The 12,552-nt window shown below is 63.7% G+C and carries 14 protein-coding genes; all 14 read left to right on the forward strand.

The window, feature by feature from the left end; all coding sequences use genetic code 11:
* Positions 1–325: 325 nt before the first annotated feature.
* The 14 genes from urtA (at position 326) to ureG (ending at position 12,256) form a co-directional block, all read left to right on the forward strand.
* Positions 326–1,648 carry an urea ABC transporter substrate-binding protein gene (gene urtA / locus ABIA90_RS11415; protein ID WP_063980975.1) on the forward strand — a complete coding sequence of 441 codons (1,323 nt, stop codon included), beginning with the start codon at positions 326–328 and terminating at the stop codon, positions 1,646–1,648.
* A gap of 82 nt (positions 1,649–1,730) precedes the next feature.
* The gene (gene urtB, locus ABIA90_RS11420; RefSeq protein WP_247302215.1) at positions 1,731–3,338 is read left to right on the forward strand and encodes an urea ABC transporter permease subunit UrtB; all 1,608 of its coding nucleotides are present in this window, start codon (positions 1,731–1,733) and stop codon (positions 3,336–3,338) included.
* The gene (gene urtC / locus ABIA90_RS11425; RefSeq protein ID WP_354119974.1) at positions 3,335–4,501 is read left to right on the forward strand and encodes an urea ABC transporter permease subunit UrtC; all 1,167 of its coding nucleotides are present in this window, start codon (positions 3,335–3,337) and stop codon (positions 4,499–4,501) included. The genes urtB and urtC overlap by 4 nt, the downstream gene beginning before the upstream one ends.
* Before the next feature lie 5 nt (positions 4,502–4,506).
* Entirely contained in the window at positions 4,507–5,268 is a 762-nt protein-coding gene (gene urtD, locus ABIA90_RS11430) for an urea ABC transporter ATP-binding protein UrtD (RefSeq protein ID WP_014498216.1), read from the forward strand.
* Positions 5,269–5,271: 3 nt separating this feature from the next.
* Positions 5,272–5,967 carry an urea ABC transporter ATP-binding subunit UrtE gene (gene urtE, locus ABIA90_RS11435; protein WP_008131878.1) on the forward strand — a complete coding sequence of 232 codons (696 nt, stop codon included), beginning with the start codon at positions 5,272–5,274 and terminating at the stop codon, positions 5,965–5,967.
* A gap of 36 nt (positions 5,968–6,003) precedes the next feature.
* Positions 6,004–6,834 (forward strand): urease accessory protein UreD, encoded by an 831-nt coding sequence (locus ABIA90_RS11440; RefSeq protein ID WP_354119975.1) that lies wholly within the window; start codon positions 6,004–6,006, stop codon positions 6,832–6,834.
* A 39-nt stretch (positions 6,835–6,873) separates the two neighbouring features.
* Entirely contained in the window at positions 6,874–7,176 is a 303-nt protein-coding gene (locus ABIA90_RS11445; RefSeq protein WP_007605424.1) for an urease subunit gamma, read from the forward strand.
* A gap of 10 nt (positions 7,177–7,186) precedes the next feature.
* A complete protein-coding gene (locus ABIA90_RS11450) occupies positions 7,187–7,492 on the forward strand; it encodes an urease subunit beta (protein WP_007599812.1) in 306 nt (101 codons plus the stop codon).
* Between the two features lie 3 nt (positions 7,493–7,495).
* Positions 7,496–8,035, forward strand: coding sequence for an HD domain-containing protein (locus ABIA90_RS11455; RefSeq protein ID WP_354119976.1), 540 nt, complete (start codon positions 7,496–7,498; stop codon positions 8,033–8,035).
* 34 nt (positions 8,036–8,069) lie between these two features.
* Positions 8,070–9,785, forward strand: a complete 1,716-nt coding sequence (gene ureC / locus ABIA90_RS11460; RefSeq protein ID WP_354119977.1) for an urease subunit alpha — start codon at positions 8,070–8,072, stop codon at positions 9,783–9,785.
* A 164-nt stretch (positions 9,786–9,949) separates the two neighbouring features.
* Positions 9,950–10,249, forward strand: a complete 300-nt coding sequence (locus tag ABIA90_RS11465) for a putative quinol monooxygenase (RefSeq protein WP_014498210.1) — start codon at positions 9,950–9,952, stop codon at positions 10,247–10,249.
* Between the two features lie 12 nt (positions 10,250–10,261).
* Positions 10,262–10,882 (forward strand): urease accessory protein UreE, encoded by a 621-nt coding sequence (locus ABIA90_RS11470; protein ID WP_063980980.1) that lies wholly within the window; start codon positions 10,262–10,264, stop codon positions 10,880–10,882.
* Positions 10,863–11,591, forward strand: a complete 729-nt coding sequence (locus ABIA90_RS11475; RefSeq protein WP_071916689.1) for an urease accessory protein UreF — start codon at positions 10,863–10,865, stop codon at positions 11,589–11,591. Before ABIA90_RS11470 ends, ABIA90_RS11475 begins: the two co-directional genes overlap by 20 nt.
* A 41-nt stretch (positions 11,592–11,632) precedes the next feature.
* Positions 11,633–12,256: an urease accessory protein UreG gene (gene ureG / locus ABIA90_RS11480; RefSeq protein ID WP_354119978.1), complete on the forward strand. Its 624-nt coding sequence runs from the start codon at positions 11,633–11,635 to the stop codon at positions 12,254–12,256.
* The last annotated feature ends 296 nt before the right edge of the window (positions 12,257–12,552 follow it).

Consider the following 12,552-nt stretch of genomic DNA (forward strand, 5'->3'; position numbering starts at 1 on the left):
TGGAACATTCAGGGGGCGGTTTCAAGGCAACGCGGCCTCAAACCGCGATTGCAGTGCAGAAATAGTTATGCCGGAAATTTAGACAGGTTTGCTGTTTTGCTTAAAAAATAACCTGTCTGCCGCATTGGCATACATTTTACTCGCCTAAGATTTGGGCAATTGGACTGCGGCGAAAGTTGGATTGCAGCGAAATTATATAATCTGACCAATAGGTTGGCATGTGCCCAGCCCATGGCATGGTTCTTGCGATTCCGTTAATCGCAGGCGGCCGTGGGGCCGTTTCGCAGCGTCTTTTTCACGTCTGCGTCAGGGAGATGATACATCCATGCTTAACAAATCCACTCACGATATAGCGGCGTCATTTAGCCGCCGTGGCGTTCTCGCCGCGACCGCCGGACTGATGATGGGTCTGGCTTCATTGACTGGCGCCAAGGCCGCGGACGACACCATCAAGGTCGGCGTCCTTCATTCTCTCTCCGGCACCATGGCCATCAGCGAAACCACGCTGAAGGACACCATCCTCTTCCTGATCGACGAGCAGAACAAGAAGGGCGGCGTCAACGGCAAGAAGCTCGAAGCCGTCGTGGTCGACCCTGCCTCGAACTGGCCGCTGTTCGCCGAAAAGGCGCGCGAGCTGATCACCAAGGACAAGGTCGCGGTCGTGTTCGGCTGCTGGACCTCGGTGTCGCGCAAGTCCGTGCTCCCGGTGTTCAAGGAGCTGAACAGCATCCTGTTCTACCCCGTGCAGTACGAGGGCGAGGAGAGCGAGCGCAACGTGTTCTACACGGGTGCTGCGCCGAACCAGCAGGCGATCCCCGCCGTCGACTATCTGATGAAGGACGAGAAGGTGAAGCGCTGGGTGCTCGCGGGCACCGACTACGTCTATCCGCGCACCACCAACAAGATCCTGGAGGCCTATCTGAAGTCGAAGGGGGTCGCCCAGGAAGACATCATGATCAACTACACGCCGTTCGGTCACTCCGACTGGCAGACGATCGTGGCCGACATCAAGAAGTTCGGCTCGGCCGGCAAGAAGACCGCGGTGGTTTCGACCATCAACGGCGACGCCAACGTTCCCTTCTACAAGGAGCTCGGCAACCAGGGCATCAAGGCCAAGGACATCCCGGTGGTCGCGTTCTCGGTGGGTGAGGAAGAGCTCGCCGGCATCGACACCAAGCCGCTGCTCGGTCATCTTGCCGCCTGGAACTACTTCCAGTCGATCAAGTCGCCCGAGAACGAGAAGTTCATCAAGGCCTGGCAGACCTACACCAAGAACCCGAAGCGCGTGACCAACGATCCGATGGAAGCGCACGTCATCGGTTTCGACATGTGGGTCAAGGCGGTCGAGAAGGTGAAGTCGACCGATCCGGACAAGGTGATCGACGCGCTGCCCGGCATCGAAGCCAAGAACCTGACCGGCGGCACCTCCAAGATGCTTCCGAACCATCACATCACCAAGCCGGTGTTCATTGGCGAAATCAAAGCCAACGGCCAGTTCGACGTGGTGTGGAAGACTCCGGGTCTTGTCGCAGGCGACGCCTGGTCGAAGGAGCTCGATGGCTCCAAGGACCTGGTCGGCGACTGGGTCGGCAAGAAGTGCGGCAACTTCAACACCAAGACCAACAAGTGCCTCGGCTCGGGCTCCTGATCCCGATCTGTCGGTTCATTGCACGACGGGAGGAGGCGGCTATTCCGCCGCCTTCTCCCCACTTCTGCCGGGGTGATTCAAAGTGCCAACCAATTTGTCCGCTCGTCTCTGTACCTTTGTCCTCTCGTTGTTCCTGATCGCGTTCGCACTGCCGGCCTTTGCCGGTCCGTTCGAGGATGCGGTCGCCAAATTCGCCAATGACGATTACTCCGATACGGAAGAGGCGATCGGCGTGGTCGCGAGCAGCGGCAACAAGCTGGCTTTCCCCATCATCAGCGCGCTCCAGGACGGCCGTCTCATGGCCGATCCTGATAGCAAGAAGGTTTACGTCACCGGTGCCGACGGCAAGTCGATCGATGCCGCGACCGGCGAGCCCGTCGCCAGCGTTCCCGACAGCGCCAGCGCGGTGCGCCTCAACAACCGCCTGCGCCGCAGCGTCGACGCTGCGATCGGCAGCCTGACGCTCCAGTCGCCGGATGTCGGAACGCGCCTGCAGGCTGCGCAATCCGTCTTCAAATCGCATGAGGAGACCGCACTCGAGGCGGTCGATGGCGCGCTCGCCAAGGAAACCAACAAATCGGTCAAGGCCGCACTCGGCGATGCCCGCGCCGCGATCCTGCTGTTCAAGTCCGATGCCACCGAGGTCGAGAAGCTCGAGGCGGTCGCGACCCTCAAGGCGCGCGGCGACCAGGAGGCGATGGCGCTGCTGACAGGCATGGGCGATCAGCCGGCCTCGGTGACCAAGGCCGCTGCGAGCGCAATCAGCTCGATCCAGGGCTCGCTCGCGGTCTGGTCCACGGTGCAGAATGCCTGGTACGGCCTCTCGCTCGGCTCGGTGCTGCTGCTCGCCGCGATCGGGCTCGCCATCACCTTCGGTGTGATGGGCGTCATCAACATGGCGCATGGCGAGATGGTGATGATCGGCGCCTACACCACCTTCGTGGTGCAGGAGGTGATCCGCACCCGCTATCCCGGCCTGTTCGACTATTCCTTGCTGATCGCCGTGCCGCTCGCCTTCCTCGTTGCCGGCGGCATCGGCGTGCTGATCGAGCGCAGCATCATCCGTTTCCTCTATGGTCGTCCGCTGGAGACGCTGCTGGCAACCTGGGGCCTGTCGCTGGTGCTGCAGCAGGCGGTGCGCACCATGTTCGGCCCGACCAACCGCGAGGTCGGCAATCCCTCCTGGATGAGCGGCGCGTTCGAACTCGGCCAGATCACCATCACCTACAACCGGCTCTGGATCCTCGTCTTCACGCTCGCGGTGTTCGCGATCCTGCTCGCGATGCTGCGCTACACCGCGCTCGGCCTCGAGATGCGCGCGGTGACGCAGAACCGCCGCATGGCGGCCTCGATGGGCATCGCCACCTCGCGCGTCGACGCGCTGACCTTCGGTCTCGGCTCCGGTATTGCCGGCATCGCCGGCGTGGCGCTGTCGCAGATCGACAATGTCAGCCCCAATCTCGGCCAGAGCTACATCATCGACAGCTTCATGGTCGTGGTGTTCGGCGGCGTCGGCAATCTCTGGGGCACGCTGGTCGGCGCCTTCACGCTCGGCATCGCCAACAAGTTCCTGGAGCCGGTCGCAGGCGCCGTGCTCGGCAAGATCGCCATCCTCGTTCTCATCATCCTGTTCATTCAAAAGCGGCCGCGCGGCCTGTTCGCGCTCAAGGGCCGTGCGGTGGAAGCATGACCCCCCACATGCTGACCAGGTCGCTGGACCGCGGCGCGACGATCTTTCTCGCCATCGTCGCGGCCTGCGGCATCCTCATCCCGCTCTCCAACCTGCTGCTGCCCGCGGGCTCGGTCCTGCAGGTGCCGACCTATCTGGTCGCGCTCTGGGGCAAATATGTCTGCTACGCGATCCTCGCGCTCTCGATCGACCTGATCTGGGGCTATTGCGGCATCCTCTCGCTCGGCCACGGCGCCTTCTTCGCGCTCGGCGGCTACGCGATGGGCATGTACCTGATGCGGCAGATCGGCACCCGCGGCGTCTACGGCAACCCGATCTTGCCCGACTTCATGGTGTTCCTGAACTATTCGAAGCTGCCCTGGTACTGGTACGGCTTCGACATGTTCTGGTTCGCGGCGCTGATGGTGCTGGTCGTGCCCGGCCTGCTTGCCTTCTGCTTCGGCTGGCTCGCCTTCCGCTCCCGCGTCACCGGCGTGTACCTGTCGATCATCACGCAGGCGATGACCTATGCGTTGCTGCTCGCCTTCTTCCGCAATGATTTCGGCTTCGGCGGCAACAACGGCCTGACCGACTTCAAGGACATCCTCGGCTTCAACGTGCAGGCCGAGGGCACCCGCGCCGCGCTGTTTGCGCTGAGCTGCCTGGCGCTGATCCTGAGCTTCCTGATCTGCCGCTCCGTCGTGTCCTCCAAGCTCGGCAAGGTCCTGATCGCAATCCGCGACGCGGAATCGCGCAGCCGGTTCCTCGGCTACCGCGTCGAATCCTACAAGCTGTTCGTGTTCACGTTGTCGGCCTGCATGGCCGGCGTTGCCGGTGCGCTCTACGTGCCCCAGGTCGGCATCATCAACCCGAGCGAATTCGCACCCGGCAATTCGATCGAGGCGGTGATCTGGGTCGCGGTCGGCGGCCGCGGTACGCTGATCGGCGCGGCACTCGGCGCCGTCGTCGTCAACTACGCAAAAACGTTCTTCACCTCGGGCATGCTCGCGCCCTACTGGCTGTTCATGCTGGGCGCGCTGTTCATCCTGGTGACGCTGCTGCTGCCGAAGGGCATCGTCGGCACCTTCAATGCCTGGTGGGAGTCGTCAAAAGAAAAACGCACCGCAGCCAGCGCGAGCGCCGCGGCCGAAGATGGCGTCACCGAACCCAAGATGGCGGAGTAGGCGCAATGAACGTCATGGATACCCGCGCGACCTCCGCGATGCTCTATCTCGACGGCGTGCACGTCTCGTTCGACGGCTTCCACGCCATCAACAATCTGTCGCTGACGCTCGCGCCCGGCGAGATGCGCGCCATCATCGGCCCGAACGGCGCCGGCAAGACCACGATGATGGACATCATCACCGGCAAGACCAAGCCCGACGAGGGCACGGTGCTGTTCGACGGCGTCACCGATTTGACGCGTCTGGACGAGACCCGCATCGCCGAGCTTGGCATCGGCCGCAAATTCCAGAAGCCGACCGTGTTCGAGAGCCAGACCGTGCAGGACAACCTCCTGCTCGCGCTCAATGTCGACCACAGTGTCAAGGGCACGCTGTTCTGGCGCGGCAGCAGGGCGGAATCGGAGCGCATCGACAAGGTGCTGGAGACGATCCGCCTCACCGATGCCCGTAACCGGCTCGCCGGCAGCCTCAGCCACGGTCAGAAGCAGTGGCTCGAGATCGGCATGCTGCTGGCGCAGGATCCGAAGCTGCTGCTCGTCGACGAGCCCGTCGCGGGCATGACCGACGTCGAGACGCACCTTACCGCCGAGCTGCTGAAAGAGATCAACAAGACCCACACCGTGATGGTCGTCGAGCACGACATGACGTTCGTGCGCGAGCTCGGCGTCAAGGTCACCTGCCTGCATGAAGGCACCGTGCTTGCGGAAGGAACCATCGACCAGGTCTCGTCCAACGAGCGGGTCATCGAAGTCTATCTGGGGCGCTGAGCGATGCTTGAGGTCAAGGACATCAACCTGTTCTACGGCGCGGCGCAGGCGCTGCGCGGCGTCTCCATCGCCGCAGAGCCTGGCAAGGTCACCTGCGTGCTCGGGCGCAACGGCGTCGGCAAGACCTCGCTGCTGCGCGCCATGGTCGGGCAGTACCCGATCTCCTCCGGCGCGATCGTGCTCGACGGCAGCGACATCACGGGCCTCAAGCCCTATGAGCGGGCGCGCAAGGGCATCGGCTTCGTGCCGCAGGGCCGCGAGATATTTCCTCTTCTGACGGTCGAGGAGAACCTCAAGACCGGCTTCGGCCCGCTCAAGCGCGAGGACAAGCACATCCCGGACGACGTGTTCTCGCTGTTCCCGGTGCTGCAATCCATGCTCGGCCGGCGCGGCGGCGACCTCTCGGGCGGCCAGCAGCAGCAGCTCGCGATCGGGCGTGCGCTGGTGATGCGGCCAAAGCTGCTGCTGCTCGACGAGCCGACCGAGGGCATTCAGCCGTCGATCATCAAGGACATCGGTCGCGCCATCTCGTATCTGCGTAACCTCGGCAACATCGCCATCGTGCTGGTCGAACAATATCTCGACTTTGCCTGCGAACTCGGCGACAGTTTCGCGGTGATGGATCGCGGCGCGGTGAAGTTCTCCTGCGACCGATCCAATCTCGATCCGGCCGAAATCAGCCGCCAGATGGCGCTGTAATCCGAAAATTTCTGCCGCGGCCGGCTGGGGAGACGGATGCGCAGCGACGCTTTGACGACATCTTCGGTTTTCGAGGCGAACCGCGCCCGCGGCGCGGTGCGCTTCGACGTCCATGCCCGCGATGGCGTGACGCGGCGTGGCGTCTTGCATGAGTCCGGCTCCCTGCGCGTGCGCTTTCCCTCGCCGGAGGGCGAGGGGCTCTCCGGCGTGTTCGTCAACACGGCCGGCGGTGTTGCCGGCGGAGACAGTTTTGACATCGAGATCGCGGCAGGCCAGGGGGCACGCCTGACATTGACCACGGCCGCGGCCGAGAAGGTCTATCGCGCGCCGGGGGCGGCGGCGCAGCTCAATATCGCCTTGAAGGTCGCCGCCGGCGCGCACCTCGGCTGGTTACCCCAGGAGACGATCCTGTTCGATCGTGCCCGGGTCCATCGTCGCTTCGACATCGAGCTCGACGAGGCCGCCTCGCTTCTGCTTTGCGAGATCGTTGTGTTCGGCCGCACCGCCATGGGCGAGCGGATGGAGCAGGGCGAGTTCATTGATCGCTGGCGGCTGCGTCGTGGGGGCAAGCTGGTGTTCGCCGAAACCGTCAGGCTCGACGGCAATATCGGTGCAAAACTAGGGCGATCGGCGGTGGCCAAGGGCGGTGCCGCGATCGGCACGGCGCTGATCGTTCCCGGCGACGAGCCGCTGATCGAGCGTATCCGCGAGGTCTCGGAGTCATTCGCCGGCGAGGTCGGAATCTCCGCCTGGAATGGCTTTGCAATGGCGCGGTTCTGTGCCCAAGATGCCGCGCGCTTGCGCGCCGACATGATGGCGGTGCTGGCGCGGACCGGCGCGGCGCTGCCGCGGCTGTGGCTGAGTTGATGGCTGCTGAATTGATGCATTGAACGGAAGAGATGCTGCATGAACCTGTCTCCCCGCGAAAAGGACAAGCTTCTGATCTCGATGGCGGCGATCGTCGCCCGCCGCCGGCTGGATCGCGGCGTCAAGCTCAACCATCCCGAGGCGATCGCGATCATCTCCGACTTCATCCTCGAAGGCGCGCGCGACGGCCGCACCGTCGCCGAGCTGATGCAGTCCGGCGCGCAGGTCCTCACCCGCGACCAGGTGATGCCGGGCATCCCCGAAATGATCCACGACATCCAGGTCGAGGCGACCTTTCCGGACGGCACCAAGCTCGTCACCGTGCATGAGCCGATCAGGTAGGAGCGAGAGCATGATCCCCGGCGAACTCTTCATCCAGGACGGCGAGATCGAGCTCAATGCCGGCCGCAAGACCGTGACGCTGACGGTCGCCAACACCGGCGACCGCCCGATCCAGGTCGGCTCGCACTACCATTTCTTCGAGACCAACCCGGCGCTGAAATTCGACCGCAAGAAAGCCCGCGGCATGCGCCTCGACATCGCCGCCGGCACCGCCGTCCGCTTCGAGCCCGGCCAGACCCGCGACGTCCAGCTCGTCGCGGTGGCGGGGAAGAAGACGATCTACGGTTTTCGTGGTGACGTGATGGGGAAGTTGTGAGGCATGCTCCCCGCCGTCCGCCTCGTCTCCGAAGCTGCTGAGCTGGCTGCGCGCCGGCACAACGGTATGGCGCGCAAGGGGCGGGGGAACGAGCCATACATCAACCATCTTGCCGAGGTCGCAAACCTGCTTGCGATAGCGACGGATGGTGCCGATGCCGAGCTGGTCGCGGCCGGGTGGTTGCATGATGCGATCGAGGACACCGAGACGACGCGCGAGGAACTTGCCCGGAAATTCTCGGACCGCGTCGCCTCCCTTGTCGTTGAATGCACCGACGACATGAGCCTGCCCAAACCAGAGCGGCGACGCCGGCAGATCGTCGATGCGCCGAAGAAATCTGCCGGAGCAAAACTCATCAAGATCGCCGACAAGATCAGCAATATCGGCGCGCGCATTCATTCCGACCCGTCCACCGAAGAGCGCGACGATCTCGCCGACTACACGGGCTGGGCTGAGCAGGTCGTCGCCGGATGCCGTGGCGGCAATTCGTGGCTCGATGCAAAATTCGACGATGCCGTAAGCGCAGCGAGGGCTTCGCTGTGAACAACCAAAAATTCAAACGCAAACGGGGCTTGTGATGTCCGTCAAAATAAAGCGTTCCGTCTATGCCGACATGTTCGGCCCGACCACCGGCGACAAGGTGCGGTTGGCCGACACCGATCTCATCATCGAGGTCGAGAAGGATTTCACCACTTACGGCGAGGAGGTGAAGTTCGGCGGCGGCAAGGTGATCCGCGACGGCATGGGGCAGTCGCAGGTCACCAACAAGCAGGGCGCGGCCGATACCGTCATCACCAATGCGCTGATCGTCGATCACTGGGGCATCGTGAAGGCTGACGTCGCGATCAAGGACGGCATGATTTCGGCGATCGGCAAGGCCGGCAATCCCGACATCCAGCCCGGCGTCACCATCATCATCGGTCCCGGCACCGACGTGATCGCTGGTGAGGGAAAAATCCTCACCGCCGGCGGCTTCGACAGCCACATCCATTTCATCTGTCCGCAGCAGATCGAGCACGCGCTGATGTCTGGCGTCACCTCGATGCTTGGCGGCGGCACCGGTCCCTCGCACGGCACGTTCGCTACCACCTGCACGCCGGGACCGTGGCACATGGGGCGGATGATCCAGTCGTTCGACGCCTTCCCGGTCAATCTCGGCATCTCCGGCAAGGGTAACGCGTCGCGGCCCGCCGCCCTGGTCGAGATGATCAAGGGCGGCGCCTGCGCGCTGAAGCTGCACGAGGACTGGGGCACCACGCCGGCTGCGATCGACAACTGCCTGTCGGTGGCCGACGATTACGACGTCCAGGTCATGCTGCATTCCGACACGCTGAACGAATCCGGCTTCGTCGAGGATACGATCAAGGCCTTCAAGGGCCGTACCATCCACGCCTTCCACACCGAGGGCGCCGGCGGCGGTCACGCCCCCGACATCATCAAGGTCGCGGGGCTGAAGAATGTGCTGCCGTCCTCGACCAACCCGACGCGGCCCTTCACCCGCAACACCATCGACGAGCATCTGGACATGCTGATGGTGTGCCACCATCTCGATCCCTCGATCGCGGAAGACCTCGCGTTTGCGGAGAGCCGCATCCGCAAGGAGACCATCGCGGCCGAGGATATCCTGCACGATCTTGGCGCGCTCTCGATGATCTCCTCGGACTCGCAGGCCATGGGCCGACTCGGCGAGGTCATCATCCGGACGTGGCAGACCGCGGACAAGATGAAGAAGCAGCGCGGGTCGCTCGACCAGGACAAAGGCAAGGACAACGACAATTTCCGCGTCAAGCGCTACATCGCCAAGTACACGATCAATCCTGCGATCGCGCACGGCGTGTCGAAGCTGATCGGATCGGTCGAGAAGGGCAAGCTCGCCGACCTCGTGCTGTGGTCGCCGGCCTTCTTCGGCGTCAAGCCGGACTGTATCATCAAGGGCGGCTCGATCGTCGCGGCCCCCATGGGCGATCCCAACGCCTCGATCCCGACGCCCCAGCCGGTGCACTATCAGCCGATGTTCGGTGCCTTCGGCAAGGCGCGCACCGCGTCGTCCGTGGTGTTCACCTCGAAGGCGGCGGTCACCGGCGGCCTCGCGCGAAAGCTCGGCATCGACAAGAAGCTCTATGCGGTGCAGAACACCCGCGGAAAAATCTCGAAGAAGAGCATGATCCACAACGACGCCACGCCCAATATCGAGGTCGATCCCGAAACCTACGAGGTGCGCGCCGACGGCGAACTGCTGACCTGCGCGCCCGCCGAGGTGCTGCCGATGGCGCAGCGATATTTCATGTACTGAAATAGCGTCTGGACGCATGTCCCCGGCGCATGTCCCGATTGCATGTCTTGTTGCGTGTCCTGTTGCATGTCTTGGGGCGGCTTTTCCGGTTTTGCGTTCGACCCCGCCTGGTCTAAGGTCCCGCCCGGTATCTTACCTCAAAAGAAAAGCCGGGAGGATTTCTCGTGATTTACGTCGTTGCCACCTTGACCATCAAGCCCGAGACGCGCGCCGAATTCATTGCGGCCGCCACCGCCTGCATCAAGGAGACGCGGAAGGAGCCCGGCAATATCGCCTATGATTTGCACGAGAGCGTCACCGATCCCGCCAAGATGGTGTTCGTCGAGCAGTGGGAGAGCGCGGAGGCGCTGGTGCCGCATCGCGCCATGGAGCACATGAAGACGTTCGGCCGCGTCGCGGTGAAGTGTTTTACGGCGCCGCCGAAGATTGAAGTGATCACGCCCGAGAAGGTCGAGACACGGTAACGGGGTAAAAGCATGATCCGGGCGACGCAGGTTAAGGGACAGCACGGCTTCACGGAGACGCCGGCGGATACGGTGGTGCTCGATTTCGACGACCGGCACCGCCGCCGCATGGCGATGACGGGGACGCGGGGCCTCGAATTCCTGCTCGACCTGGAGAATGCCGTCGCACTGCGCGGCGGTGATGCATTGGTGCTGGAGGACGGCCGGCTGGTCGAAGTGGTCGCGGCGCCCGAGCCGCTGCTGGAGATCCGCGGCCGCGATCCGCACCACCTCATTCGCGTCGGCTGGCATCTCGGCAATCGCCATTTGCCGACGCAGATCATGGCCAAGAGCCTGCGCATCCGCCGCGACCATGTCATCGAGGCCATGGTGAAGGGCCTCGGTGCGCGCGTGATCGAGATAGAGGCGCCGTTCGATCCCGAAGGCGGTGCTTACGCCGACGGCGGCCATGCGCATGGTCACGATGATCACGGGCATCACGATCACGACCATCATCACCATGATCATGGTCACGATCACCACGACCACCATGATCATGCCGCGCATGACCATGGCCACGACCATCACCACGACGAGCATTGCGACCACCCCGACCACCACCACGGCCACAAGCATGCTCATGACCACAAATGAGCCGGTGAGTGCCGGTGACCTCGCCGAGCGCGAGGCGGCGGCGCTGTACCGGCTGATGACGTGGTTGTCGCCGGCCTTTCCCGTCGGCGGCTTTTCCTATTCCAGCGGCATCGAATGGGCGGTCGAGGCGGGCGACATCACCGACACCGCGACCCTGGCCGACTGGCTCGACGCTATGCTGGGTGACGGCTCCGGCTTTTGCGATGCGACGTTCCTGGTCCACGCCTATCGCGCCACTGAATTGGGCGAGGACACCACCTTGAACGATATCGCGGAGCTCGCCGCCGCCTTCGTGCCGTCGCGCGAGCGGCAGCTCGAGACGACCTCGCAGGGCCGCGCCTTCATCGACATCTCCCGCGCCGCGTGGGATGCCGACGGGCTGGATGCCATGGTTGCGGCATGTCGCACGGCACTGATCTATCCTGTCGCCGTCGGCGTGGTTGCCGCGGTGCACGGCGTGCCGCTGGCGCCGACGCTGCACGCCTTCCTGCATGCGCTGGTCTCGAACTGGATTTCGGCGGCGAGCCGCCTCATTCCGCTCGGCCAGACCGACAGCCAGCGGGTGCTGGTGAAGCTGGAAGCCGCCGTTGCCGCGACCGCCAATCGTGCGTTGAATGCGACCTTGGACGACCTCGGCAGCGCGACGTTTCGCGCCGATCTCGCCAGTCTGCGGCACGAGACGCAATATACGCGGCTGTTTCGCTCGTGAGCGGTGCGGCCTTTAACCCATCGAGAGAGAGAGCGAGTGACATGTCGGAATCTCACGGCCCCTTGCGCGTCGGAATAGGCGGCCCGGTCGGATCGGGCAAGACCGCGCTGATGGACCTGCTCTGCAAGACCATGCGCGAGCGCTATGACATCGCGGCGATCACCAACGACATCTACACCAAATGGGATGCGGAATTCCTGGTGCGCTCGGGCTCGCTGACGCCAGACCGCATCGCCGGCGTCGAGACCGGCGGCTGCCCGCACACCGCGATCCGCGAGGATGCTTCGATGAACCTGGCCGCGGTCGCGGACATGCGCGCAAAATTCCCCGGGCTCGACCTCGTGCTGATCGAGTCCGGCGGTGACAATCTGGCTGCCACTTTTTCCCCGGAGCTCGCCGACCTCACCATCTACGTCATCGACGTGGCGGCCGGCGACAAGATCCCGTCCAAGGGCGGCCCCGGCATCACCCGCTCCGACCTCCTGGTCGTCAACAAGATCGACCTCGCGCCCCATGTCGGCGCCTCCCTGGAGAAGATGGAGACGGACGCCAGGCGCATGCGCGGCGCGCGCCCCTTCGTCATGACCAACCTGAAAAAGAGCGAGGGGCTCGACCAGATCGTCGGCTTTATCGAGGCCAAAGGCGGCCTGAAACGGGCAGGCTGACGGCGCGACGACGTGGCGCAGGGCGTTTTCCGCCGTTAACGTCTGGGGCAAAAGCCGCATCCGCGGAACAAATTTCGGACACGGCGATTAACTACCTCCGGTGCCCGGAGCAAAGCCTTCATGGCCAGACCATCGGCCGGGCGTATTAAGCTTTTCAGGCGACCGAAGTTGCGTACTGATGCCTCCTCCTTCATTATCTCCGCTACTGGGGTCCACTCTGTTTCGGCACATGGCCGTTCGAGCGGCGTTGATATGCTCCGTGTTTATTGCCGACCTGCCGTTTTCGTCTGAGTAGT

Source organism: Bradyrhizobium sp. LA6.8 (assembly GCF_040547935.1).
GTDB classification, from domain to species: Bacteria; Pseudomonadota; Alphaproteobacteria; order Rhizobiales; family Xanthobacteraceae; genus Bradyrhizobium; species Bradyrhizobium barranii.

Bases quoted from the DNA above. Each gene is read 5' to 3' on its own strand.
- urtA (WP_063980975.1), top strand. From the start codon at position 326: ATGCTTAACAAATCCACTCACGATATAGCGGCGTCATTTAGCCGCCGT.
- urtC (WP_354119974.1), top strand. From the start codon at position 3,335: ATGACCCCCCACATGCTGACCAGGTCGCTGGACCGCGGCGCGACGATC.
- urtD (WP_014498216.1), top strand. From the start codon at position 4,507: ATGAACGTCATGGATACCCGCGCGACCTCCGCGATGCTCTATCTCGAC.
- urtE (WP_008131878.1), top strand. From the start codon at position 5,272: ATGCTTGAGGTCAAGGACATCAACCTGTTCTACGGCGCGGCGCAGGCG.
- ABIA90_RS11440 (WP_354119975.1), top strand. From the start codon at position 6,004: ATGCGCAGCGACGCTTTGACGACATCTTCGGTTTTCGAGGCGAACCGC.
- ABIA90_RS11445 (WP_007605424.1), top strand. From the start codon at position 6,874: ATGAACCTGTCTCCCCGCGAAAAGGACAAGCTTCTGATCTCGATGGCG.
- ABIA90_RS11450 (WP_007599812.1), top strand. From the start codon at position 7,187: ATGATCCCCGGCGAACTCTTCATCCAGGACGGCGAGATCGAGCTCAAT.
- ABIA90_RS11455 (WP_354119976.1), top strand. From the start codon at position 7,496: ATGCTCCCCGCCGTCCGCCTCGTCTCCGAAGCTGCTGAGCTGGCTGCG.
- ureC (WP_354119977.1), top strand. From the start codon at position 8,070: ATGTCCGTCAAAATAAAGCGTTCCGTCTATGCCGACATGTTCGGCCCG.
- ABIA90_RS11470 (WP_063980980.1), top strand. From the start codon at position 10,262: ATGATCCGGGCGACGCAGGTTAAGGGACAGCACGGCTTCACGGAGACG.
- ABIA90_RS11475 (WP_071916689.1), top strand. From the start codon at position 10,863: ATGCTCATGACCACAAATGAGCCGGTGAGTGCCGGTGACCTCGCCGAG.
- ureG (WP_354119978.1), top strand. From the start codon at position 11,633: ATGTCGGAATCTCACGGCCCCTTGCGCGTCGGAATAGGCGGCCCGGTC.